23 protein-coding genes and 4 pseudogenes are annotated in these 23656 nt (G+C 75.2%); 15 read left to right on the forward strand and 12 right to left on the reverse strand.

Translation table 11 applies throughout. The features are described from left to right. The first annotated feature begins 3 nt into the window (after positions 1–3). Together QMF80_RS03220 and QMF80_RS03225 are read left to right on the forward strand one after the other, a co-directional pair. Entirely contained in the window at positions 4–204 is a 201-nt protein-coding gene (locus tag QMF80_RS03220; protein WP_283449583.1) for a ferredoxin, read from the forward strand. A 97-nt stretch (positions 205–301) separates the two neighbouring features. Then, on the forward strand, positions 302–640 hold the full coding sequence (locus tag QMF80_RS03225) for a thioredoxin family protein (RefSeq protein ID WP_283449281.1): 339 nt from the start codon (positions 302–304) through the stop codon (positions 638–640). On the opposite strand, the gene QMF80_RS03230 is transcribed toward QMF80_RS03225, so the two are convergent. Both QMF80_RS03230 and QMF80_RS03235 read right to left on the reverse strand, forming a co-directional pair. Beyond that, positions 637–1923, reverse strand: a complete 1287-nt coding sequence (locus QMF80_RS03230) for an RNA polymerase sigma factor (protein ID WP_283449283.1) — start codon at positions 1921–1923, stop codon at positions 637–639. The genes QMF80_RS03225 and QMF80_RS03230 overlap by 4 nt on opposite strands. 81 nt (positions 1924–2004) lie before the next feature. Then, positions 2005–2361, reverse strand: coding sequence for a YciI family protein (locus QMF80_RS03235; RefSeq protein WP_283449285.1), 357 nt, complete (start codon positions 2359–2361; stop codon positions 2005–2007). 144 nt (positions 2362–2505) lie between these two features. On the opposite strand from QMF80_RS03235, the gene QMF80_RS03240 reads away from it, so the two are divergent. Then, the gene (locus QMF80_RS03240; protein ID WP_283449287.1) at positions 2506–3195 is read left to right on the forward strand and encodes a DUF2278 family protein; all 690 of its coding nucleotides are present in this window, start codon (positions 2506–2508) and stop codon (positions 3193–3195) included. 114 nt (positions 3196–3309) lie between these two features. On the opposite strand, the gene QMF80_RS03245 is transcribed toward QMF80_RS03240, so the two are convergent. After that, positions 3310–3711: a hypothetical protein gene (locus QMF80_RS03245; RefSeq protein ID WP_283449289.1), complete on the reverse strand. Its 402-nt coding sequence runs from the start codon at positions 3709–3711 to the stop codon at positions 3310–3312. Between the two features lie 176 nt (positions 3712–3887). On the opposite strand from QMF80_RS03245, the gene QMF80_RS03250 reads away from it, so the two are divergent. The 4 genes and pseudogenes from QMF80_RS03250 to QMF80_RS03265 form a co-directional block, all read left to right on the forward strand. Beyond that, positions 3888–5135 (forward strand): sensor histidine kinase, encoded by a 1248-nt coding sequence (locus QMF80_RS03250; protein WP_283449291.1) that lies wholly within the window; start codon positions 3888–3890, stop codon positions 5133–5135. Next, positions 5123–5776 (forward strand): response regulator, encoded by a 654-nt coding sequence (locus QMF80_RS03255; RefSeq protein ID WP_283449293.1) that lies wholly within the window; start codon positions 5123–5125, stop codon positions 5774–5776. The genes QMF80_RS03250 and QMF80_RS03255 overlap by 13 nt, the downstream gene beginning before the upstream one ends. Continuing rightward, positions 5773–6654 carry a DUF4097 family beta strand repeat-containing protein gene (locus tag QMF80_RS03260; RefSeq protein ID WP_283449294.1) on the forward strand — a complete coding sequence of 294 codons (882 nt, stop codon included), beginning with the start codon at positions 5773–5775 and terminating at the stop codon, positions 6652–6654. The genes QMF80_RS03255 and QMF80_RS03260 overlap by 4 nt, the downstream gene beginning before the upstream one ends. A 327-nt stretch (positions 6655–6981) precedes the next feature. Next, a pseudogene (locus QMF80_RS03265) lies at positions 6982–7333 on the forward strand (transposase); the annotation flags it as partial. Between the two features lie 158 nt (positions 7334–7491). Here QMF80_RS03265 and QMF80_RS03270 read toward each other — a convergent pair. Together QMF80_RS03270 and QMF80_RS03275 are read right to left on the reverse strand one after the other, a co-directional pair. Continuing rightward, positions 7492–7781 (reverse strand): annotated as a pseudogene (locus QMF80_RS03270) (DUF1330 domain-containing protein). Positions 7782–7912: 131 nt separating this feature from the next. Beyond that, complete coding sequence (locus tag QMF80_RS03275) at positions 7913–8587, reverse strand: TetR/AcrR family transcriptional regulator (protein WP_283449296.1); 675 nt, start codon at positions 8585–8587, stop codon at positions 7913–7915. A 201-nt stretch (positions 8588–8788) separates the two neighbouring features. Here QMF80_RS03275 and rraA point away from each other — a divergent pair, with 201 nt between their 5' ends. From rraA to QMF80_RS03290, 3 genes and pseudogenes are all read left to right on the forward strand, one after another. Further along, entirely contained in the window at positions 8789–9280 is a 492-nt protein-coding gene (rraA, locus tag QMF80_RS03280; protein WP_283449297.1) for a ribonuclease E activity regulator RraA, read from the forward strand. A 72-nt stretch (positions 9281–9352) separates the two neighbouring features. Continuing rightward, a complete protein-coding gene (locus tag QMF80_RS03285) occupies positions 9353–11020 on the forward strand; it encodes a peptide-N4-asparagine amidase (RefSeq protein WP_349372167.1) in 1668 nt (555 codons plus the stop codon). A 99-nt stretch (positions 11021–11119) separates the two neighbouring features. Beyond that, a pseudogene (locus QMF80_RS03290) lies at positions 11120–11592 on the forward strand (LuxR C-terminal-related transcriptional regulator); the annotation flags it as partial. Positions 11593–11617: 25 nt separating this feature from the next. Here QMF80_RS03290 and QMF80_RS03295 read toward each other — a convergent pair. The 6 genes and pseudogenes from QMF80_RS03295 to QMF80_RS03320 all read right to left on the reverse strand — a co-directional run bounded on the left by QMF80_RS03295 (position 11618) and on the right by QMF80_RS03320 (position 18203). After that, positions 11618–12217 (reverse strand): rhodanese-like domain-containing protein, encoded by a 600-nt coding sequence (locus tag QMF80_RS03295; RefSeq protein ID WP_283449299.1) that lies wholly within the window; start codon positions 12215–12217, stop codon positions 11618–11620. Beyond that, a complete protein-coding gene (locus QMF80_RS03300; protein ID WP_283449301.1) occupies positions 12214–13419 on the reverse strand; it encodes an LLM class flavin-dependent oxidoreductase in 1206 nt (401 codons plus the stop codon). Before QMF80_RS03300 ends, QMF80_RS03295 begins: the two co-directional genes overlap by 4 nt. 22 nt (positions 13420–13441) lie before the next feature. Further along, positions 13442–14872: an NtaA/DmoA family FMN-dependent monooxygenase gene (locus QMF80_RS03305; RefSeq protein WP_283449303.1), complete on the reverse strand. Its 1431-nt coding sequence runs from the start codon at positions 14870–14872 to the stop codon at positions 13442–13444. A 21-nt stretch (positions 14873–14893) separates the two neighbouring features. Further along, positions 14894–16145, reverse strand: a pseudogene (locus tag QMF80_RS03310) (LLM class flavin-dependent oxidoreductase). A 269-nt stretch (positions 16146–16414) separates the two neighbouring features. Continuing rightward, complete coding sequence (locus QMF80_RS03315; protein ID WP_283449305.1) at positions 16415–17224, reverse strand: crotonase/enoyl-CoA hydratase family protein; 810 nt, start codon at positions 17222–17224, stop codon at positions 16415–16417. A 16-nt stretch (positions 17225–17240) separates the two neighbouring features. Beyond that, positions 17241–18203, reverse strand: coding sequence for a DMT family transporter (locus QMF80_RS03320; RefSeq protein ID WP_283449307.1), 963 nt, complete (start codon positions 18201–18203; stop codon positions 17241–17243). A gap of 28 nt (positions 18204–18231) precedes the next feature. Between QMF80_RS03320 and pdxR the strand changes: the two genes are divergently transcribed. Genes pdxR through QMF80_RS03340 form a run of 4 tightly spaced genes read left to right on the forward strand, consistent with a single transcriptional unit; the run spans position 18232 to position 21766 of the window. Beyond that, positions 18232–19902, forward strand: coding sequence for a MocR-like pyridoxine biosynthesis transcription factor PdxR (gene pdxR / locus QMF80_RS03325; protein WP_283449309.1), 1671 nt, complete (start codon positions 18232–18234; stop codon positions 19900–19902). A 43-nt stretch (positions 19903–19945) separates the two neighbouring features. Further along, entirely contained in the window at positions 19946–20407 is a 462-nt protein-coding gene (locus QMF80_RS03330) for an LAETG motif-containing sortase-dependent surface protein (protein ID WP_283449311.1), read from the forward strand. 28 nt (positions 20408–20435) lie between these two features. Further along, positions 20436–21122 (forward strand): RNA polymerase sigma factor, encoded by a 687-nt coding sequence (locus tag QMF80_RS03335; protein WP_283449313.1) that lies wholly within the window; start codon positions 20436–20438, stop codon positions 21120–21122. Then, positions 21119–21766 carry a hypothetical protein gene (locus QMF80_RS03340; protein ID WP_283449316.1) on the forward strand — a complete coding sequence of 216 codons (648 nt, stop codon included), beginning with the start codon at positions 21119–21121 and terminating at the stop codon, positions 21764–21766. The genes QMF80_RS03335 and QMF80_RS03340 overlap by 4 nt, the downstream gene beginning before the upstream one ends. Here the strand turns inward: QMF80_RS03340 and QMF80_RS03345 are convergent. Then, positions 21744–22199 carry a MarR family winged helix-turn-helix transcriptional regulator gene (locus QMF80_RS03345; protein WP_283449318.1) on the reverse strand — a complete coding sequence of 152 codons (456 nt, stop codon included), beginning with the start codon at positions 22197–22199 and terminating at the stop codon, positions 21744–21746. The two genes, QMF80_RS03340 and QMF80_RS03345, sit on opposite strands and share 23 nt — an antisense overlap. 213 nt (positions 22200–22412) lie before the next feature. Here QMF80_RS03345 and QMF80_RS03350 point away from each other — a divergent pair, with 213 nt between their 5' ends. Beyond that, positions 22413–23633 (forward strand): MFS transporter, encoded by a 1221-nt coding sequence (locus tag QMF80_RS03350; protein ID WP_283449320.1) that lies wholly within the window; start codon positions 22413–22415, stop codon positions 23631–23633. Positions 23634–23656 lie beyond the last annotated feature (23 nt).

Genomic DNA, 23656 nt, shown 5'->3' on the forward strand with positions numbered 1-23656 from the left:
GCCATGGCCTTCGACATCACCATCGACAAGGACGTCTGCATCGGCGCCGGACAGTGCGCCCTGACCGCCCCCGCCGTCTTCACCCAGGACGACGACGGCCTGAGCGAACTGCTGCCGGGGAAGGAGGACGGCAGCGGCAGCCCACTGGTCCGGGAGGCCGCCCGCGCCTGTCCCGTACAGGCCATCGTGGTGCGTCCCGTCTGAGGCCGGGCCCCTCCGGTCGCCGGGCCCCGGCTGGCGGCCGTAGGGCCCGGCCTCGCATGATGGTGCTGCCGCACTGACCACCACCCCAGGAGCACCGATGGCGAGCCGGGTCCACCAACCGCTGGAGAACGAGGAGTTCGACTTCATCCTCGGACACGTCCCCGGGCCGGTCCTCGCGTACTTCACCGGGACCTGGCCCAAGGTCGCCGCGGTGTGCAAGGAGACGGACGCGCTCGTACGGGAGGCCGCCGACGCGTACGAGGGCCGGCTGACCGCCGTCAAGGCGGACATGACCCGCTGCCCGGGGCCCACCAGCCGCTACGGCGTGACCAGCGCGCCCTGGTTCGTCCTGCTCCGGGACGGCGAGGTGCTGGCCGCCCGGGAAGGGTCGCTGGACCGGGCCGGGCTCGAGGAGTTCCTGGACGCGTCCCTCTAGACCGTCCCCCGCGGAGTCTGCCCGGGCTGCCGGGCCTGCTCGGTCTGCCCGGTCTGCTCGGCCCGGCGCAGCAGCAGGGACCGCTCCCGCGCGTTGCGGGTCAGCTCCGCGGCCCGGGTGAACTCCGCCCGGGCTTCGGCGGTCCGGCCCAGCCGCGCCAGCAGATCGCCCCGGACGCTGGGCAGCAGGTGGTACGCCCGCAGTACGGGCGCCTCCGCCACGGCGTCCACCACGGCCAGGCCCGCCGCCGGGCCCTCGGCCATCGACACGGCCACGGCCCGGTTCAGCTCCACCACCGGGGACGGCACGAGCGCCGCGAGCCGCTCGTAGAGGGCGGCGATCGCCCGCCAGTCGGTCTCCTCGTAGGTACGGGCCCGCGCGTGGCAGGCGGCGATGGCGGCCTGCAGCGCGTACGGTCCGGGCGCGCCGCCCAGCGCGCCCGCCGCCGTCAGCGCCGCGAACCCGCGCCGGATCAGCAGCTGGTCCCAGCGCGAACGCCGCTGGTCGGCGAGGAGGACCGGACGGCCCTCGGGGTCGGTGCGGGCCGCCGTGCGCGAGGCCTGGATCTCCAGCAGCGCCGCCAGCGCGTGCGCCTCCGCCTCCTTCGGCATCAGCGCGGCGAGCTGCCGGGCCAGCCGCAGCGCGTCCTCGCAGAGCGCGGGGCGGATCAGATCGTCGCCCACGGTCGCCGAGTAACCCTCGTTGAAGATGAGGTAGATGACCTCCAGGACCCCGGCGAGCCGCTTGGCCCGCTCGGGACCGTACGGCACCTCGAACGGCACGCCCGCCTTGGCCAGGGACCGCTTCGCGCGGACGACGCGCTGGGCGACGGTGGCCTCCGGGGCGAGGAAGGCCCGGGCGATCTCGTCCGTGGTCAGCCCGCCCAGCAGCCGCAGGGTGAGCGCGATCCGGGCGTCCGGGGGCAGCACCGGATGGCACGCGGTGAAGATCAGCCGGAGCAGGTCGTCGTCGATGTCGTCCGGGCCGGCCGGTTCGGGATCGCAGGCCGCCTCGTCCAGGTCGCGGCCCAGCACGGCGAGTTTGCGGGCGTACGTCTCGCGGCGGCGCACCAGGTCGACGGCCCGGCGACGGGCGGTGGTGGTCAGCCAGGCCGCCGGATTCTCCGGCACGCCGGTGCGCGGCCACTGCTCCAGCGCTTCGACGAGGGCGTCCTGCGCGATCTCCTCGGCCAGTCCGACGTCCCGCACGATCCGCGCGGCCGAGGCGATGATCCGCGCGGATTCGATCCGGAAGACGGTTTCCACCGTGTTGTCTGTCCTCACGGCCACCCATCAGAGCACCCCGCGGCCCGGCCCGGCAACACGGCCGGGCCGGGCCGCACGGGGCGGGCGCGCCGGGGCGGCTCAGCCCTCGGCGATCTCGCGGACCTCGCAGGTGATCGTCCAGTAGTCCTCGTGGACCGCGAGGAACCGCTTGGTCCACTCGATCGCCTCGGGCAGGTCCTTGGCCTGCATCAGCGCGTAGCCGCCGACGACTTCCTTGGCCTCGGTGAAGGGGCCGTCGACGACCGAGGCCCGGCCGCCCTCCCAGAGCACCCGGGCGCCCTGGGTACTGGGGGTGAGACCAGCCGTGTCGAGCAGGACTCCGGCCTTCGTCATCTCCTCGATGAGGACCCCCATGCGCTCCATCAGGGCGTCGCTGGGGCCCTCGGCCGGGGCGTTGACCTCGTCGAGGCGGATCATCGAAAGGAAGCGGGGCATGGCGTACTCCTTGGTGCGGTTCCGTGCGGGGCGGAGGATTCTCCCCGCCTCTCACTCATACGTCGAACGGCGGGCGGCGGGATCGACACGCGCCGGAGCATTCTTTTCGCGGATCTCCCGGTGCCCCGGTGATTGACTGGGCCCATGCCGCTGGAGAACTACGGAGTACTGTCCGGAACCCTGCACCGCCACTTCCGCGACGAGCCCGACACGCAGGGCCGCTGGTTCCACGTCCACCTGGAGGTGGACACCCCCGCGGGGCGCTACGCGTGCGCCGTCGACGTGGACAGCAAGCACTCGGCCACGGGCGTGCAGTGGAAGGTGTTCACGCTCTTCCCCTCGATCCTGGAACCGGTGGACGCGCCGGCCCCGGGCTACCACGACCTGGCCCGCGCCTCCGGCTCCGGCGCGCTCGACTACCTCCGGCACCCGGCGCTGGCCGACCGGACCGGCTGTCTCTTCGTACGCCGTCCACCGGGCTGGATGCGCGCGCTCCTGGACCGGCTGAGCCCCCCGCGGCCGTGGGTCTCCGGTTCCTACCTGGAGGCCTCGCAGGCGCTGGAGCCGCTGCTCGTGCCCGGGCGGCAGGTGCTGATCTTCGGCGAGCCCTTCGACGAGGGGCTCGGCATGCACAACATCCACCAGAACCAGGGCGATCCCCGGGACAGCCAGTGGTGGGAGGACAACGGGGTCTGGCAGGACGGCGCGACCCTCGTCCGCCGCGAGGACGGGCGGTACGACGTGTTCCTGTCCCGCTTCTCCAGCCAGGCGGACGCGACCGACCCGGACGGACACCCGGTCTACGGACACCCGGTCTACGGACACCCGGTCTAGCGCATACTTCAAAACCCCGCCCGGCCCGCGATGCCCGGCACCGCGCCTCGCCGCACCGCGTTCGCTCCGGCTCCCGCCCGGGGCCGGCCCGTCGGCCGTCGGTCCGGGCTCCGCTCACGCGGCGTCCGGGCGGCGGAGCGCGACCGAAGCGCACAGCGCGGCCAGCGGCAGTTCCGCGCACAGCGCCAGGACCAGCGCCGTCACCCGGGCGTCGCCCGCCGCCGACGTCGTGACGTCGAACCACGCGTCCAGCACCAGGACGGCCGCCGTCGCCGCGGCCAGCGCCCCGGCCCGCGGATCGCGGCGCCGCAGGAGCAGGCCCGTACCGGCCAGGCCGCCCGCCAGCAGGACGTCCAGCCCGATCCACGCGGTGGACCAGTGGGAGACCTCCACCGTGTGGGGCAGCGTCCTCGACAGCACCACGATCCACGGCACCAGTGCCATCCCGGCCGCGGTGCACACCGTGGCCGCGCGAGGGGCGCGGCGGGCCGGGAACCGGGGGGCGATGAGCGTCATGAGGGGGGAACTCCTTCCGGCCCGGGGTCCGTCCGCCGGGCACGGTGACCACTCTGCTGACCGGGGCGCCCCGGGTCACTGGCGGCACTGTCCGTAGTGGGGGTGGTGCTGACTACACCCCCGACCGGGTACCAGGGTGGTGTCAGGTCCCTGACCAGTGCGCCTACCGTAGGGGCATGGCATCTCCCGGCGCGCTGCGGCGCACCTGCACCTGGATCGCCGGGCACACGCCGTGGTCGGCCTGGGCCCGGCGCAACACGGTCTTCACCATCGCCGCCGTCCCGCCCGCCCTGCCCGTCGCGGGCTCCGTCACCTGCATGATCCTGGCTCCCGGGCAGACCCCGGCCCTCCTGGCCCTGCTGCTGCTCCTCGGTCCCTCGCTCACCCGGCTCCAACGGAGCAGGCTCTGGTCGGTGTTGGCGGTGGACCTGCCCGAGGTCCGCCACGCGCGGCCCTGGTGGACCCCGCGCGGCGTGCTGGAACGGCTGCGCGCCGAATCGACCTGGCGGCAGTACGGGTACCACCTCCTGGTCAACCCGCTGGCGGGCCTGGCCGGGGGAGTCGTCGTCCTCGGCTGGGCCGCCGGAGCCGCCTGGGCCAGCGTGTTCGCCTGGTCCTGGATGCTGCCCTTCGACGCCCGTGACACCGGCTGGACCGGCGACGAGGTGCTGCTCACCGTCCTGGGCGGGCTGCTCCTGCTCACCGCGCCCTGGGTGGCGGCCGCCGTCGCCCGCCTCGACACCTCCCTCGCCCGCACGCTCCTCGGACCCAACCGGGCCCGGGAACTGGAACGCCGGGTCGAGGACCTCGCCGAGAGCCGGGCCGGCGTCCTCGACGCCGCCGACCTCGAACGCCGCCGCATCGAACGGGACTTGCACGACGGCGCCCAGCAGCGGCTGGTCTCCCTCGCCATGAACCTGGGCATCGCCCGCGCCACCCTCACCGGTCTGCCGCCCGAGGCGAGGGCCGTCATCGACGAGGCGCACCGCGAGGCCAAGGAAGCCATCGAGGAACTCAACGGCCTGGTCCGCGGCCTGCATCCGGCGGTCCTGGAGGACCGCGGCCTCGACGCGGCCCTCTCCGGGATCGCCGCCCGGGCCCCGCTGCCCGTCGAGCTGACGGTGGAACTCGCCGAGCGGCCCGGTCCCACCGTCGAGGCCGTCGCCTACTTCGTCGTCTCCGAGGCCCTCGCCAACGTCGCCAAACACGCCCGGGCCGGCCGCTGCCGGGTCGAGGCCCGGCGCCACGCCGACCGGCTGCGCATCACCGTCACCGACGACGGGGTGGGCGGCGCCGACCCGGCGCGCGGCACCGGACTGGTGGGCCTGCGCAAGCGCGTGGGATCCGTCGACGGAAACATCGTGATCAACAGCCCCCTCGGGGGACCGACCGTAGTGACTGTGGAGCTGCCGTGCGCGCTGTGATCGCCGAGGACTCGGTGCTGCTGCGAATAGGGCTGGTCAAAGTCCTCGAAATGGCCGGGTTCGAGGTGGCCGCCGAGACCGGGGACGCCGAAGGGCTGCTCGCGGCCGTCGAGGAGCACGAGCCCGACCTCGCACTCGTCGACGTCCGCATGCCGCCCGGATTCACCGACGAGGGCGTCCGGGCCGCCCTGGTGATCCGCCGTCAGTGGCCGAGGACCTCGGTACTGCTGCTGTCGCAGTACGTCGAGGAGCGTTACGCGGCGGACCTGCTCGCCGGTCAGGGCGCGGGCATCGGCTACCTGCTCAAGCAACGGGTGGCCGACGTGGAGGAGTTCGTCGACGCCCTCAAGCGGGTGGCGGCCGGTGGCACGGCCCTCGACCCGCAGGTCGTCGCCCAGCTGCTGCTGCGCCGGGGCGGCGGACCCGACCCGCTGGAGCGGCTGACCCCGCGCGAGCGCGAGGTGCTCGCGCTGATGGCCGAGGGCCGCTCCAACGCGGGCATCGCGGCCCAACTGGTCGTCAGCGAGAGCGCGGTGGCCAAGCACATCAACAACATCCTCGCCAAGCTCGACCTCCCGCAGGCCGACGGCGACCACCGGCGGGTGCTGGCGGTACTGCGCTTCCTGGACGGATCCTCGTGAGCGACGCGGAGCGCCCCCAGCCGGGTGCACAGCCGAAGCCCGGCCCGCACCCGCAGCCTGGCCCGCACCCGCACCCGCAGCCCGGTCCGCACCCGCGCCCCAGCCACCGGACGGCGTGGACCGTGGCCGCCGCCCTGAGCGCCGTACTCGTCGTGGTGCCCGCGAGCTGGCAGGCCTGGAGCCAGCGGGCCACCGGGAGCGGATCCCTGAACGGGGGGAGCGGCGGCCGGCCGGTCACCGCCCTGGAGATCGACGCGGGTGACGCGACCGTGACGGTCACCCCGCGCGCCGACCGCGACGTGGTCTACCGGGCCCACGTCCGCTGGTCCCTCGACAAGCCCGTCATCGAGGAGAGCTGGGCCGGCGGAACCCTGCGGCTGGCGCCCCGCTGCCCCGGGATCGGCCCCGGGCTCGACGCGGGCCCCGGTTGCATGATCGACCTTGGGGTCAGCGTCCCCGTCGACCTCCCGGTCACGGTCGTCGCGGCCTCCGGGAAGGTCGGCCTCAGCGGCCTCGGCGGAGCCGTCGACGTACGGATGGGTTCGGGCCCGCTGCGCCTCACCGCGCTGCGCGGACCCCTGCGGGCCGCCGTGGACTCCGGCTCCCTCGGCGCCACCGACCTCACGTCCCCGGAGGCCGACATCCGTACCGGCTCGGGTTCGGCCACCGCCCGCTTCGTCGCCCCTCCCGCGAGGCTCACCGCCCGTGCGGAATCGGGCCAGGTGGAGGTCACCGTGCCCGTCGCCACCCGCTTCCGGGTCACGGCCCGGGTGGGCGCGGGGCGCCTCGACGTGGACCCCGCCCTGCGCGACCCCGCCGGGCCCGGACTTCTGGACATCGCGACCGGCTCGGGCCGCGCGGTGGTGCGCTACCCGTAGCCCGGCGCGGCCCGGCGGAGTCCGTCAACCGGGCCCCGTCCGGGCGGCCTTCGCGGGCCCGCGCGGCGCGGGAGGGCGCCTCGCCGTGTTGTCGCACCGCGCGAGCACGGGCGAGTACGGGCAGCGGTGCTCCGCCGTGCGACGCACCGCACCCGAGCCCGCGGACCGACCCGCGAAGACCTCCCGGACAGGACTTAGGACTCGTAACAAAATTGGGCTGTCTGACCTGCGGGAATGTGGTGTGTGTCAGGCATCGTTGATGCTGCCGGAGGTGAGGCAGCCGAGACGAAGAGGAGCACACGTCGGCCCTGGGAGGTCGATGACGGCCTGTGGGAGCGGATCGAGCCGCTGTTGCCGCAGGTGAAACATAATCCGAGGTATCCGGGCCGGCCGCGTGTGGACGACCGCAAGGCGCTGAACGGCATCCTGTTCGTGCTGTACACCGGGATCCGGTGGGAGTTCCTGCCGCAGGAGCTGGGCTTCGGCTCGGGCATGACGTGCTGGCGGCGGCTGCGCGACTGGAACGAGGCCGGGGTCTGACAGCGGCCGCATGAGGTGTTGCTGGCCGAGTTGCGGGCCGGCGACCGGACCGTCGCCGGTGGACCGAGGCAAGACCGGCAGCAAGCACCATGTGATCGTCGAGGCGCACGGGATCCCGCTGGCCGCGACGCCGACCGGCGGCACTAGGTCGCCGAAGCCGCGTTCGCCCTGCTGTACTGGTTCCGCCGACTGCGCATCCGCCGGGAGATCCGCGACGACATCCACCAGGCGGTCCTCACCCTGGGCTGCGCCATCATCTGCCGGCGCCGACTGAAGACCTCACTTTTGATCTGAGTCCTAAACGCCTTCGATGATGCGGAAGTCGCGCTCGACGCCGTCGGACAGGGCGAGCAGCGCCTGCTGGTAGGCCTCACTCGCGTGAGCTGCGACGGCCTGTTCGAAGCTGTCGAACTCGATCAGACGACGCGCTCGGCGACGCCGTCGTCGTGGGCGACGACCCGCCCGCCGCGGGCGAGCACCCGTCCGCCTCCGGCCTCGACGGCCGGACCGGCCAGCTTGTTGTAGGCAGCCAGCTTCTCGGGGTCGGAAATGGTGCGGTAGGCGCTGACCCAGTAGCCCTTGGCCACGAGAACCTCCAGTGTTCGGAAAGTGCGCGTCCGAGAATGCACGTCGGAAAGTGCACCTCTGACGTGGATTCACTGCTGTGAGCGAGCGTACCCGGCGGAAGATCACCGGGGTGGTTCAGGGAACGTACTGGTCAGCGACGCGCCGGAGCCTCGCCGTCGAGCAGGGGTTGCAGGAGTGGGATGTACAGATCGGCGACTTCGTCGGGGGCCAGGCTCGTCAGCTGGTCGGCCTGGACGGTCGCGTACAGGGCCCCGAGGCCGAGCAGCACGCCGATGGCCAGTTCCGCTCGCAGCGCGGCGTCCGGCCCGGGGAGTCGGGCGGCGAGGGCGTCGATGACCTGCGTGCGGAAGCTGGCCCGGGCCTGTCCGCCGAGTTCCAGGTGGTGACGGGAGAAGGCGATGCGCAGGATCGGGTCGCGGGTCTGGCCGCGCTGGGTGGCGAGCAGGTGCAGGACCATGTGCCGGGCGAGGCCGTCCAAAGGGGCGTCGAACAGGGCGGTGGCGTCGGTGTCGAAGGTGAAGACCTGGTTGAACAGGTCCTCCTTGGAGCCGTAGTACTTCATCACGAGCGCCGGGCTGACGCCCGCGTCATCGGCGATGGCGGCGATGGTCGTGTCGGCGTAGGCATGGCGCGCGAACGCACGCCGGGCGGCGGCGAGGATCTCCGCGCGCCGCGCGTCGGCGTCACGCGGTCGTGCCGCCCGGTCCGGTGCCGGGCCGGGCGTCGGCGGCGCCGGTGCCGGCGGGTTCCTGGACGTCGTTCGCGGGCGGCCGCTGCGGGGGGAGGCGGAGCTCGGGCCGGGCATGGTGTTCAGAGACGGGGACGGGGACGGGGACGGAGACGGCGAATCAGTGGGCACTGCGAAACCCTCTTGAAGGTGAATGACGTTCACCACTGTAGGTGAACGTCATTCACCTCGCAATGCGGCTCCTTGGACGCGGCCTGCCACGACGGCCTTAGGCTGGCGATGACCGACGCCGGGCCACACCGAGGAGCAGCGAGCGCCATGACCGTCACCCCCGTGCCCACCGCAGACCTGTACGACGAGCACGGCGAGCGCCTGGAGATCTGCGGCGCCCCCTTCCGCCAGTTCGGGGGCCGCCGGGCCTTCGCCGGACCGGTCCGCACCCTGGCCTGCCGCGAGGACAACGCGCTGCTGCGCGAGCTGGTGAACAGCCCGGGCGACGGCGCCGTCCTCGTCGTCGACGGCGCGGGCTCCCTGCGCACGGCCCTGGTCGGCGACCTGATCGCGGGCGCGGCCGCCCGCAACGGCTGGGCCGGACTGGTGCTCCGCGGCGCGATCCGCGACAGCGTGGCCCTCGGCGGCCTCGACCTCGGGGTCAAGGCGCTCGGCACCGTCCCGCGCAAGAGCGGCAAGACCGGCGCGGGCACCGTGGACGAGCCCCTCACCTTCGGCGACGCCACCTTCCGGCCCGGCGACACCGTCCACTGCGACGACGACGGCGTGGTGGTGGTCGTCCGCGGCGAGGAGGGCTGACGGGCGCAAACGCGCCAGGGCGTCCGTCCGGCCCTGGCGCGAGCGGGCGGCCCCGCGCTTCACTGCGGCGCCATGAGACGACACAGGATCATGGCAGCGCTCGGCGCCCTCGCCCTCGCGGCGGCCGCCCTGACCGGCGCGGGCCCGGCCACCGCCGCGCCGACCCCGGCCACGCGGACCGCCGCCGCCGCGTCCACGGCCCCCGCCCCGCTCCCCGCGCCCACCGCCCCCGCTCCGCCCGCCGAGTTCGGGACCGACTGGCACGACCCGCTCACCGCGGCCCCACCCGTCGCCAGACCCGCCACCCGCTCCTGCGACGTCACCCTCGCCGAGGCGCAGTTCCGCGACTTCACCCCGTACCGGGGCACCTACACGCCCCCCACCGGCTGCGGCAGCTCCTGGAGCAAGGTCGTGCTCCGCCTCGACGGCAAGGTCAAGGGCCGCCAGTACGACCGCCTGGGCCACCTCTCCGTCGGCGGTGTCGAGGTGCTGCGCACCTCCACCCCCGAGCCCTCGCCCGACGGCATCGCCTGGTCCGTCGAGAAGGACGTCACGCGCTACACCCCGACCCTGCGCGGCCCGCAGCCGGTCGAGATGCTCATCGGCAACGTCGTCGACGACACCTACACCGGGGTGATCGACGTCAAGGTGACCCTCACCTTCTACGCCGCCGAACGCGGTCGGACCCGCCCCGCCGAGGTCCCCGACCAGGTCCTCCCCCTCACCTCTGCGACGCTGACCACCCCGCGCAACACCGAGCGGATTCTCGCCGAGGTGTACGCCACCGGATCGGGCGGCGGCTGCGAGGAGTTCTGGTACCTGAGCACCCCGGACGCCGCCCCCTACTCCTGCAAGGCGGCCGATGGCCCCTACCGCGAGGTCCGGATCGCGGTGGACGGCCAACTCGCCGGGATCGCGGCCCCGTTCCCCACGATCTGGACCGGCGGCTGGTCCAACCCCTTCCTCTGGTACGTCACTCCGGCGCCCCGCGCCTTCGACGTCCAGCCCGTCGTCTACGACCTGACCCCCTTCGCCGCGCTCCTCAACGACGGCCGCCCGCACCGCGTCGAGGTCTCCGTCGCCGGAGTGCCCGCCGGTCAGGACGGCTGGAGCACCCCCGCCAACGTGCTGCTCTGGCAGGACCAGGGCCGCGCCGTGGTCACCGGCGCCCTGACCCGCGCCGAACAGAGCGAACCGGCCAACTCCGCCGTCTTCACGCCCGGCGCGCAGAACCGCGTCGACACCAAGGGCGGCCACCGGCTCACCGTCGCCGGATACCTCGACACCTCCCACGGCCGCGTCGCGACCACCGTGACCCGCACCCTGGCCAACATCTCCGTCCACCGCTGGACCGAGGGCGAGAACCAGGACGCGTTGACCGCGGACTGGGCCGACGACGAGAGCGTCACCAGCGGACGCACCACCACCCGCACCCAGCGCTCCTACACCATCAACGGCGAGACCACCCTCGCCACCGACGGCCGGCTGCGCACCGTGATCTCCCTCGGCGACCGCGCCGACACGGTCTCCCTGCGCGAGAACGGTTCCCGGCCGTCCTGGTCGCGGCTGGACGACCACTACACCGGCGACGCCTCGTACACGGCCAACGTGCCGCGCGACCAGCGGCACGCGGTGGGCACCAGCTCCGAGCGCTACCGCCGTACCGGCTCCGACGGCTGCTACGACCGTACGGTCGCCAGTGCCCAGGGCGCGCTGACCCAGGACCTCCGGCGCTGCTGAGCGGTGACCCCGCCGGAGCGGCCCGGCGGCGGTGACCCGTGACATTCGTACCGTCCGGGTCCGTACGCGCGGCTCTGCCGCGGGGCCGGACCCGGTCCCCTGGCGGCCCGGCCCGACGTGGCCCTCCTCGACATCGAACTGCCCGGCGGCAGCGGCCTCGACGCCGCCTCCGAACCGAGGGTGCGCTGTCCCGGCACCCGGGTGATGATCCTGACCACCTTCGGCCGGCCCGGCTATCTGCGCCGCGCCATGGAGGCCGGGGCCGCGGGGTTCCTCGTCAAGGACGGGCCGGTGGAGGAACTGGCCGCCGCGATCCGGCGGGTGCCGGCCGGGGAGACCGCCATCGACCCCGCGCTCGCGGCGGCCGCCCTGAGCGCGGGCCCGAACCGCTGACCACCCGCGAACGCGATGTCCTGAACGCGGCCGTGGACGGGGCGACCGTCTCCGACATCGCGGCGCGGCTCCACCTCTCCGAGCCGACCGTACGCGACTACCTGTCCGCGGCCATCGGCAAGACCGGGACGCGCAACCGGATGGAGGCCGTCCGGGCGGCCCGGCGCCAGGGCTGGCTGCGAGCGGCCCCGGCCGGGGCCGCGATCAGCCCGCGTGCCGGGACAGGGTGTCCAGGGTGGCGGCCAGGCGGCCGGGCCGGGCCCGGTTGTGCGGGAGCCGGGCCAGCAGCTTCGCCAGCGTGCAGGTGTCCGTGACGGCGGAGAGGACCAGTCCGCCCGCGACACCGGCCGAGAGCAGCCGGGCCGCCGGGCGCAGCTGCCCCGCCGCGAGCCCGGCGAGCACCAGGGACCCGGCGGTGAACCGTACCTGGCGCTCCATCGACCAGGCGGTCCGCTCGCCGGGCGAGCGCTCCAGGGCGTGACCGGCCCGCAGCCAGCCCGCCGTGCCGCCCGTGAGGGTGGCCGCCGCGATGCCGTGCCCGGCGAGGTCCCGGACGGCCTGCGCCGACCGTACGCCGCTCGCGCACACCACCAGCAGCTCCCGCCTGCCCGCCGCGGCGGACAGTGCGGGCAGGGCCCGGGGCAGCTGGTCGAGGGGGACGTTGTGCGCGCCGGGCAGGTGCCCCGAGGCGTACTCGGCGGGGGTGCGGACGTCGATGACGGTCAGCCCGTCCAGGCGCGGTGCGGCCTGTTCGGCGGTGAGGGCTCCGGCGGTGGCGGGGGCGGTGGCGCTGGTGGGGCTCATGTGGTGGTTCCCGTTCGGGCTGCGGGCCGCGCCGGTGCCCGGCGGTGCCACTCCTCGGCGAGCAGCCGGTAGGAGCGCACCCGGTCGGCGTGGCCGTGGGTGATGGTGGTGATGAGCAATTCGTCGGCCCCGGTGGCCTCCTGGAGCCGCTCCAGCTGGTCCGCGACGGTCCGCGCGGAGCCGACGAAGCGGGTGTCGACCCGGTCGGCGACCAGCGCGTGATCGGCCGCGGTCCAGTCGGCGGTGAGCGCGCGGGCCTCGTCGGGAGTGGGGTAGGGGATGGCACCCTCGGCGGTCCGGATGCTCCGCACCCAGGGCGCGTACCCGGTGGCCAGCTCCCGGGCGCTCGCGTCGTCCTCGGCGACGACCACGTCCGCGGAGACGCTCAGGTACGGGCGCTCCAGCTCGTCGGAGGGCTTGAACGCTGCCCGGTAGGCGTCGGAGGCCTCCAGGACGGTGGCCGGGCTGACGTGGTAGTTCGAGGTGAAGCGCAGCCCGTTCCGGCCCGCCGCCTCCGCGCTCTGCCCGGCACTGCTGCCCAGGATCCACACCTGTACGTCGGCCCCCTCGCCCGGCACCACGTGCGCCTCGGTGCCGTCGGGCGCGCGGTAGTCGCCCCGCAGCAGCGCGAGGACGTCCTCGACCTGCTCCTCGTAGTCCTGGGGCCGCGCGCCGGGGAGCATCAGCAGCTTCTGCGCGAGGGCCACGCGCGGGTGTCCGGCCAGCGCGGCGAAGGAGAAGCCCGGCGGGATCAGCAGCCCGCCCGCCGTGCGGTGGCCCGTGACCGGCGCCGGGGTCCGCGCCGCGGACCCGGCGGCGGGCGGGCCGGGCGGGCTCACTGTGCCGGGCGGGCCGGGCGGGCGTCCGCCCGAACGCCCCAGGCCCAGGTCCAGGCGCCCGGGGTGCAGGGCGTCGATCAGCCCGAACTCCTCGACCGTGGACAGCGCGGTGCGGTGGCCCAGCTGTACCGCGCCGGAGCCGAGCCGGATGGTGGAGGTGGCGGCCGCGGTGAGGGCCAGGACCACGGCGGGCGAGGTCCCGGCCACTCCCGGGTTGAGGTGGTGTTCGGCGAACCAGTGGCGGGCGTAACCGAACCGCTCCGCCTGCCGGGCCAGGTCGATGCTGGAGCGCAGGGCCCCGGCGGCCGTGGCCCCGGACGGGACCGGTACGAGGTCCAGGACCCCGAGGGGGATACCGGGCATGGTCGTTCTCTCCTCGGGTCGGCTAGCTGACGGTGACGGGAGCCGGGGCGGCGCCCGTGGGGCGGCCGGGCGCGGGGCGGGCGGGCGTACGCGCCGGGGCCGGGGTGGCCAGGCCGAGGTGGTCCCGCAGCGTGGCGCCCTCATACTCGGTCCGGAACACCCCGCGTTCCTGGAGCAGCGGTACGACGGTGTCGGCGAAGGCGTCCAGCCCGGTCGGTGTCAGGTGCGGCACGAGGATGAACCCGTCCGCGGCGTCCCGCTGGACCAGCGAGTCGATCTCCGCGGCGACGGTCGCGGCGCTGCCCACGAAGGACTGGCGCCCAGTGGTCTCGATGACCAGCTCCCGGATCGAGAGCCCGCGCGCCGCCGCCCGCTCCCGCCACTCCTTGGCGACGGCGAGCGGATCACGGTGCATCCGTACGCTGGCCCGCCCGAGCGCGATGGTGTTCTCGCCGGGCTCCGGATCGACGTCCGGCAGCGGCCCGTCCGGGTCATAGCCCGACAGGTCGCGGTTCCACACGTGTTCCAGGTACTTGATCGCGGTCTGCCCGCTGACCTGCGCGAGACGCACCTCGTGCGCCAGCTCCCGGGCGTCGGCGTCGGTGTCGCCCAGGACGAAGGTCGCCGCGGGCAGGATCAGCAGCTGCTCCGGCGTCCGCCCGTAGCGGGCGAGACGGTCCTTGACGTCGGCATAGAACTCCCGGCCCGCCGCCAGGGTGCTGTGCCTGCTGAAGATGGCGTCCGCGTCGGATGCGGCGAACTCCCGGCCCTCCTCCGAATCACCCGCCTGGAAGATCACCGGACGGCCCTGTGGCCCGCGCGGCACGTCGAAGTGCCCCGCGATGTCGAAGTGCCGGCCCCGGTGCGCGAACGCGCCCGCGCCCGGATCCCGCAGGAACGCCCCGGACTCCCGGTCGGCGAGGATCTCGTCCCCGGACCACGAGTCGAAGAGGGTGTGCGCGGCCGCCAGGAACTCCCGCGCCCGCGAGTAGCGGTCCTCGCGCGGCAGGAAGCCGCCGCGCCGGAAGTTCTCTCCGGTGAAGGCGTCCCAGGAGGTGACCACGTTCCACGCGGCCCGCCCCGCCGACAGGTGGTCGAGGGAGGCGAACTGGCGGGCCACCTCATAGGGCTCGTTGAAGGTGGAGTTGATGGTCCCGGTCAGCCCGATCCGCTCGGTGACGGCGGCCAGCGCGGCCAGCACCGTGAAGGTGTCGGGTCGGCCCACCACGTCCAAGTCGTAGATCTCGCCGCCCTGTTCGCGCAGCCGGAGTCCCTCGGCGAGGAAGATGAAGTCGAACTTCGCGCGTTCGGCGGTCCGCGCGAAGTGCGCGAACGAGCCGAACTCGATGTGGCTGCCCGCCGCCGGATCGCTCCACACGGTGGTGTTGTTGACGCCGGGGAAGTGCGCGGCGAGATGGATCCGCTTGCGTCCCGCCCTGCTCGGACTGGTCATGTGAGTCGGCTTCCTTCCGGGTCAGGTGGTGGCGTACCGGCCGGCCGGGCGGGGGAGCCCGAGCAGGCCGCGCAAGGTGGCCGGGGGCCCGTACGCACGCCGGAACAGCCCGCGCCGCTGGAGTGCGGGGACCAGTGCGCGGGTGAGGGCGGGGAGGTCGTGGGCGAGTACGCCGGGCAGCAGCCGGAACCCGCCCGGCCCGCCCGCCCGGTGCCAGTCCGCGAGCAGGTCCGCCAGCTCTCCGGGCGTCCCCGCGAAGACGTGCGCGCCGGCCGCGAGCGGTTCCCCCGCGAGGTCGTCCAGCCTGCCGAGGCGCGCGGCGGCCGCACCCGGGCCGTCGTCGAGGAACACCACCAGGTCGGCGAAGACCCGCCCGGACCCCTCCGGGTGCCCGGCGGCCGACCGGGCGTCCAGGACCGCCCGGGTGAGCGCCCGTGCCTCCCGCGCGTCGCGCGGGGCGATGTGGACCAGGTCCGCGGAGTCGGCCACCAGCCGAGGCGGCCCGCCCGCCGGCGCCGACACGGTGACCAGCGGCTGCCCCTGCGGCGGGCGCGGGGTGATCGACGGCCCCTTGACGCTGAAGTGGCGCCCCTCGAAGCCGATGTGGTGCAGCTTGTCGCGGTCGATGAACCGGCCGCTCGCGACATCGCGGATCTCCGCGTCGTCCTCCCAGCTGTCCCACAGCCGCCGCACCACCTCGACATGGTCCGCGGCCTCCTCCAGCAACTCGGCGCGCAGCGCCGCGCCCAGAGCGTCGGGGCTGTCGGCGGGCCCCCGGGGGGAAGGTGCGGCGGCCGAAGTGCCGGGCCTCCTCGGGGCTCCCCGACACCGTGATCCGCAGCCCCGCCCGACCTTCGCTGACGTAGTCCAGGGTGGCGATCGCCTTCGAGACGTGGAACGGCTCGGTGTGGGTCGCGATCACGGTCGGCACCAGCCCGACGTGCCGGGTCAGCGGCGCCACCCGGGCGGCCGTGAGTACCGCGTCCAGGCGTCCGCGCACCCGGTCGGTGCGGCCGTCCGGGCCGCTGGGGGAGGGCGGCCACGGGCCGGGGCCTTCCTCGAAGGTGACGAAGTCCAGCAGCCCCCGCTCGGCCTCCGCGACCAGCGCCACCCAGTACCCGGCGGTGGTCAGCCGGTCCGCCGCGGGGCCCGGTTCGCGCCAGGCCGCCGGATGGGCGCCCGCGCCGTCGAGCGCGACGGCGAGGTGGAACGTACCGGGGGGTGTTCCGGGGGGCGTACCGGCGGGGCCGGGTGCCTCGGAGGATGCGGACATGGCGGGCTGCCTTCCTGGTCGCGGTCCGGCCGACCCGCCCACTGTCACCCGCTCCGGGCCCCGGGAGAACAGCGGCCCGGGCCCTGTCACATGTTCTTCATGCCCTGTGCATGACCGGGCCGGTCGCGGTCGACCTGGACGTGCGCGGGGTCCGCGTCCTGCGGCTGGTCGTGGCGGACGCCAACGACAACTCCTCCTTCGACCACGTCCTGGGCCTCGGCGCACGTCAGGGCGCCGTAGCACCGGCCCGCCCCCCCCCGTGGGCGGGCTCAGTCGGTGAAGGAGCCGTGGCGGCCCGCCCCCGAGGCGAAGCGGGCCGCCCCGGACTCCGTCTCCCCGGCCGCGAGCGGGACCAGACCGTGCCGGTACTCGGCGGCCAGCGCCTCGGGCTTGCCCAGCCCGTGCTGTTCCAGCACCGACAGCCGGTCGTGGCGCAGGCAGAGCTGCGGGAAGCCCGCGATCTCCCGGGCGAGGTCCTCGGCCGCCGCGCGCGAACGGCCCTTCGGAACCAGTCGGTTGACCAGCCCGATGCCGTGCGCCTCGGCCGCCGGGACGGCCCGCCCGGTGAGGATCAGGTCCATGGCCCGGCTCTCGCCGATCAGCCGGGGGAGGCGGACCGTACCGCCGTCGATCAGCGGCACGCCCCAGCGGCGGCAGTACACCCCGAAGACCGCGTCCTCCTCGGCCACCCGCAGATCGCACCAGAGGGCCAGCTCCAGCCCGCCCGCGACGGCGTGCCCGGCGACCGCCGCGATCGCGGGCTTGGTCAGCCGCATCCGGGTGGGGCCCATCGGGCCGTCGCCCTCGGCCGCCACCCGGTTGCCGCGCCCGGCGGCGACTGCCTTGAGGTCCGCGCCCGCGCAGAACGTACCGCCCTCGCCCCACAGGACCGCGACCGAGGCCTCCACGTCCGCCTCGAACTCGCGGAAGGCGCGGGCCAGCTGACGGGCCGTCGGTCCGTCCACGGCGTTGCGCACCTCGGGCCGGGCGAGGATCACGGTGAAGACCGGGCCGTCGCGCTCGATCCGTACCGCGGCGCTCTCGCCCGCGTCATCGTGGCCCTCGTCGTTTCCGTCCACCGCGCACTCCTTCGGGTCACCCGCTCGACGCCGCCCATTGTGCGCGGTCCCGGGCGCCCGGCGCGTCCCCGGCATCCGGCTGCGTCGGCTCCGGGGCGGCCCGCCGGGTGCGCAGCCCCAGGGCCAGGCCGCCGATCACGACGGCGAGGCCGAGCCAGACGGGCGTCCCCGGCACGTCGCCGCCCGCGACCGCGCCGCCCACCGCGGCCGAGAAGGGGGCGATCCCGGTCAGCAGACCGGCCCGCCCCGCGCCCACGGCGGACACCGTCGAATACCAGAGGACGAAGGCGACGGCGGTGACCAGGACCGCCAAGTACCCGATGGCGGCCCACTGGCCGCCGTTCAGGGAGGTCACGGCGGTCCGCGGTTCCACGGCCGCGCCGAGCACGAGGAACATCAGCGCGCCCAGCCACACCGAGTGCACGGACACACCCCAGGGACCGTGCCGCCGCAGCACCGGGACGGCGAGCAGGGTGAACCCGGCCTCGCAGGCCAGCGCCAGCGCGGCCCACGCCACTCCGGTGGCGTCGGTGCGGCCCGTCCCCTCGACGACGACGGCGCCCGCCACGACCACGGGCGCGGCCAACAGCACCTGGCGGCTGGGCCGCTGCCGTTCCAGCACCGGGCCGATCACCCCCAGCAGGATGGGTACGCAGGCCACCGCGACGGCGATGGCGGCCGGTTCGGCATGCGCGACACCCCGTACGACGGCGATGTTGAACAGCACCAGCCCACTCGCCGCGAGCCCGGCCAGCCACAGCCACTCCCGCCCGCGCGGCCACAGCACCCGGACCCGGGCGGCCCGGGCCAGCGCGAGCAGGAGCAGGGCGGCGACCGCGTACCGCACGGCCTGGGCGGTGAAGAGGGGGGCGTCGGTGAGGGTGCGGGAGACGGTGACGCTGGTGCCGACCAGGGCCATCCCGGCGACGCCGGGTGTGAGGGAACGCAGTGAGCGCGTGGTGTCCATGGGTGTGTCCATGGCTCCACCCTGCGGCGACAATGGACCCATGAGCAGGTCCAAAGATGCCCTGGTCGGCAGGTCCAAAGAGGCCTCGGCGCCCCCCGTGGCCCTCGGCTCCGACTTCCTCCAGCTCGACATCGGCCGGGCCCCGTCGGGCGGCCGGACCGAGTGGCTCACCGCGCGGCTGCGCGAGGCCATCGCGGACGGCCGCCTCGCCGTGGGCAGCCGCCTCCCGGCGAGCCGGGTGCTCGCCGCGGAGCTGCGCGTCTCGCGCGGGGTCGTCACCGAGGCCTACCAGCGCCTCGCCGAAGCGGGCCAGGTGGCCGGGCGGGGCCGCCTCGGCACCACGGTCGTCGCGGCCCCGCCGCCGCCGTCACCCCCCGCGCCTCGGTCACCGCGCCCGCCGCCGTCACCGCCCGCGGACCGGACCGGGGCGCCGTTCGGCGGGGACGCGGCCGCCGGGGCGGTGGACGCGCTGCGGGCCGCCGCCTGCCGGATCGACCTGTCGCCCGGGGTCCCGGACCTCGCCGCCTTCCCGCGCGCCGCCTGGCTGCGCGCCGAGCGCGCCGTCCTGGGCAGCCTGCCGCCGTCCGGGTTCGGCTACGGGGACGCGCAGGGCGCTCCCGCCCTGCGCGCGGCCGTCGCGGACTGGCTCGCCCGGAACCGGGGGATCCGGGCCGACCCCGGCGAGGTGATCGTGGTGGCGGGGGTCGCCCAGGCGCTGGCCCTGCTCGGTTCCGTGCTGCGCGCGCGGGGGCTGGACCGGATCGCGGTGGAGGACCCCGGCTCGCTCGGGGCCCGCCAGCAGCTGGAGTACGGGGGCTTCGTCACCGTGCCGGTCCCGGTGGACGAGGGCGGTCTGCGGGTGGACGCCCTGCGCGCGAGCGGTGCGCGGGCGGCGCTGCTGACCCCGGCGCACCAGTTTCCCACGGGCGCGGTCCTGGACGGCGTACGGCGCCGGGAGCTGCTCGCGTGGGCGGCCGGAGAAGGAGAGGAGGAGGGGGGCGGCGGGCTGATCATCGAGGACGACTACGACGCCGAGCACCGCTACGACCGTTCCCCGGTCCCCGCGCTCCGCTCGATGCTGGCCGACCGGGTCTGCTACGCGGGCAGCGTCTCCAAGCTCCTCGCCCCCGCGCTGCGGGTGGGCTGGCTCCTCGTCCCGCCGGGGCTGCGCGAGGCCGTGGTGAGCGCCAAGCGCCACGCGGACCTCGGCAACGCGCTCCTCCCGCAGCTCGTGCTCGCCCACCTCGTGGAGTCGGGCGGGCTGGAACGCCACCTGCGGTTCGTCCGGGGCCGCCACCGCGCGCGGCGCGACGCGATGCTGCGGGCCATCGGAACGCACCTGCCCGGCGCCCGCGTGCACGGCGCGGCCGCCGGGCTGCACCTGACGGTCACCTTCGACGGCGGCGACGGCGGCGACGGCGGCGCCCGGACCGGCGGGGCCGCGACGGGCGGGGCCGGTGGCGCCCCGGGGGAGGCGTTCACGGACATGGACCTCGCCGCCGCCGCGCTCGCCGCCGGGGTAAAGGCGCACCCGCTGTCCTGGCACCGGATGCGGCCGGGGCCGCCGGGGCTGGTGCTGGGGTACGCGGCGGGCCCGGCGAGCGAGATCGAGGAGGGGATCGCGGTGCTCGGGGCGGCGTTGCGCGAGGCGCGAAAAGTTTTTCGGGAACCTCGGCAACCTCGGGGCGGGTCGCGCGTCGTGCGGGGGTGAAGGGCGCAGTCCGCGTCCGTCACCCGACCGTGGAGAAACCACCTTGAAGATCGTCAAGCGCGCCCCCGCAGTCCTGGCCCTCGCCGCCGCCGGGGTCCTCGTCTCGCTGACCGCCCCCGCGTACGCGGCGGCGGCCCCGGCCCCCGCGGCGGCCGTGGCGGCCACCGCGACGCCGGGCGCCACCCCGAGCGTCTCCCCCAGCGGCGCCCCGAGCGCGTCCCCCGTCGTCACGCCGACCACGGGCGCGAGTGCCGTGCCGAGCTCGAGCCCCACCAACGCGCCGAGTGGGGCGCCCAGCGTCGTCGCGAGCGGCAACCCGAGCTCGGCGCCCAGCGGCGCCCCGAGCACGCCCTCCACCTCGCCCTCCTCCGCGCCCTCCTCCGCCCCCGAGCTCGCGCATACTGGCGGCAACGCGGCCACCACGGCCATCGGCGCGGGCGCCGCGGTGCTCCTCATCGCGGGCGCGGGCACCCTGTACGCGGTACGGCGCCGTACGAACGGCTGACGTGCTCCACCCGAGGAACCACCTGCTCATGCCCCACCCCGCCGCACTACTGCGGCCAGCACCGCTCCCGCGCCTCGTCCTGCCCGGCTCCGGCCGGGCGGGGCGGGGCGCCCGCGTCCTGCGCGCGCTGCGCGTCATGCTCTTCCGCGAGAGCCTGGTCCGGCCCGGGAGCGGCCCCTCGCGCGGCGCGGGCGGGTACGCGGACGCCGACGCGGACGCGTACGAACGCCCGCCCACCGTCACGGAGCTCTACCACGCGCACCGGCTGCGGATGATCCGCCTGGCGGTGCTGCTCGTCGACGACCAGGCCACCGCCGAGGACGTGGTGCAGGACGCCTTCACCGCGCTCTACCGGCGCCACGGGGAACAGATCACCGAGATCGACAACGCGCTCGGCTACCTCCGCACGGCCGTGGTCAACACCGCCCGTTCCGTGCTGCGCCGCCGCCGTACGGTCCGCGCCTGGACCCCGCCCGCCGTGGCCGACGTACCGTCCGCCGAGGAGCACGTGGTCCTGGACGAGGCGCACCGCGAGGTCCTGGTCGCCCTCGGCAAGCTGACCCCGCGCCGCCGCGAGGTCCTGGTCCTGCGCTACTGGGCCGACCTGAGCGAGGCGGAGATAGCCGCCACCCTCGGGATCAGCCGGGGCGCGGTGAAGTCGAACGCGAGCCGCGCCCTGGACGCGCTGGAGCGCAGCCTGGAAGGCCGGATATGACCCACGACCCCACTGCCGCCCCCGACACCGCCCGGCGCGGCGCGTACCGACACGGCGGCTTCGGCGGCGGCTTCGACCCGGGCGACCCGGGCGACCCGAACGACCCGGGGGACCGGAACGGCGGGGAGCGGCCCGTCGAGCGGCGGCTGCGGGAGGCGCTCGGGGCCCGTGCCGAGCTGGTCACCGTACGGGACCTGCGCCCCGCGGCTCCCCCCGGCCCGCACGCGCGCCGGTTCGCGCTGCCCGCCGTACGGCTGCGCCGGTTCGCGCTGCCCCTGGCCGGTCTCGCCGCGGCCGCCGCGCTCGCCGTCGGTTACGCCGCCCTCGGGCCCGGTCCGGCTCCGCGCCCGGAACCGCCCGCGGCTCCGCCGTCGCTGCCCGCGCCGTCCTCGTCCCCGTCCGCGGCGCCGACCCCGACGCCCCAGCCCAGCGTGTCGCGGTCCGTCGGCAACCGGGGTCCTTCGGCCACCCCGCCGGCCAGCCCCTCGGCGTCTCCGTCGCAGACGCGGAACCCCGCGGGGACGCCCCTGCGCGCGCCGTCCCCCGGCGGTGGCTCCGGCTCCCCGAGCCCGGGTGCCGTCAGCCCGTCCGCGGAGCGCACCGCGCCGCCCGGAACCCAGGTCAGCGGGGAGCCGGGCCGGTGACGGCGGCGACGAGCGGCGCGAGGTCCGGGTTCGCGGAGGCCGCGTCCAGGGCCTCGCGCAGCGCGCGGTCGTTGGTGGGCCGGGCCGCCGCCAGCAGCGCCAGCCCGGCCTCGCTCACGTCGGTGTAGATGCCCCGGCGGTCGGTGTCGCAGATGTAGCGGCTGAGCAGGGCGCGGTCCTCCAGACGGCTCACCAGGCGGGTCGTCGCGCTCTGGCTCAGCACCACCGATTCGGCGACCTGGTGCATCCGCAGGTGGCCGCCGGGTCCGTGGTGCTGGCGGCTGAGTACGTCGAGGAGCGAGTACTCCCGGACGCTGAGCCCGTGGCCCGCCTGGAGTGCCCGCTCGATGTGGCTCTCGATCCTGCCGTGCAGCAGGGAGAGGGCGCACCAGCCCTGGGAGAGGGCGGTCAGCGCACCGTCCGTGGCGGTCATGGGTCCTCCTCGCGAGACGCGCAGGGCGCGCGCCACCCCTCCAGATTAGGGCACGTGCGCAATAGCCCGCGCTTGCATATATCCCGCGTCTGCAATTAATGTGGGCGCTTGTAAGGCGCGAGAGCAACCTGCTGTCCGGAGACCCCGGCCCCGCGTCCACCCCATCCGCCACCCCGCGATCCTCCCTCGCGGCCACCTCCGGAGGCCCCCCTCATGCCACTCGCCCTGCTCGCCCTCGCCATCGGGGCCTTCGGGATCGGCACCACCGAGTTCGTGATCATGGGCCTGCTGCCCGAGGTCGCCGCCGGCTACGGCGTCTCGATCCCCACCGCCGGATTCCTGGTCACCGGCTACGCCCTCGGCGTCGTACTCGGCGCCCCGCTGATGACCGTCCTCGGCACCCGCATCCCCCGCAAGCGCATGCTGATGCTCCTCATGGGCCTGTTCATCGCGGGCAACATGCTCTCCGCCCTGGCCCCCGCCTTCGGCGTGATGCTCGCGGGCCGGGTCCTGGCCTCCCTCGCCCACGGCGCCTTCTTCGGCATCGGCGCGGTGGTCGCCGCCGAGCTGGTCGCCCCCGAGAAGAAGGCGGGCGCGATCGCCATGATGTTCACCGGCCTGACCGTGGCCAATGTCGTCGGCGTCCCCCTCGGCACCCTCGTCGGCCAGCACCTCGGCTGGCGCGTCACCTTCTTCATCGTCGCCGGGCTCGGCGTCCTCGGCCTGCTCGGCATCGCCCGGCTCGTCCCCGACCTGCCGCGCGCCGAAGGCGTCCGGATCCGGCACGAACTGGCCGCGTTCCGCAACGTCCAGGTACTGCTCGCCATGGCCATGACGGTGCTCGGCTTCGGCGGGGTCTTCGCCGCGATCACCTACATCACCCCGATGATGACCAACGTCGCGGGCTTCGCCGACACCTCCGTCACCTGGCTGCTCGTCCTCTTCGGCCTCGGCATGGTCGGCGGGAACCTGCTGGGCGGCCGCTTCGCCGACCGGCGCCTGATGCCCCTGCTGTACGTGACGCTGGGCGCGCTGGCGCTCGTACTGGCCCTGTTCACGTTCACCGCGCACCACAAGGCCGCCGCCGCCGTCACGATCACCCTGATCGGCGCCCTCGGCTTCGCCACCGTCCCGCCGCTCCAGAAGCGGGTGCTCGACCAGGCCGCGGGCGCCCCCACCCTGGCCTCCGCCGTGAACATCGGCGCCTTCAACCTCGGCAACGCCCTCGCCGCCTGGCTCGGCGGCCTCGTCATCGCGGGCGGTCTCGGCTGGACCGCCCCGAACTGGGTCGGCGCCGCCCTCGCCGCCTCCGCGCTGGTCCTCGCCCTGGTCTCCGGGGCCCTGGAGCGCCGTACCGCCCGCACCGGCCGCCTCGTCGCGTCCGGCGGTACGACGGCCTCCGCGGCGGCGGACACCCCGGCCCGGGTCGCGTAACGCGCCCTGCGGTGGGAGGTTGG

The sequence above is a fragment of the Streptomyces sp. G-G2 genome (genome assembly GCF_030063135.1).
In the GTDB taxonomy this organism is placed as follows: Bacteria; Actinomycetota; Actinomycetes; order Streptomycetales; family Streptomycetaceae; genus Streptomyces.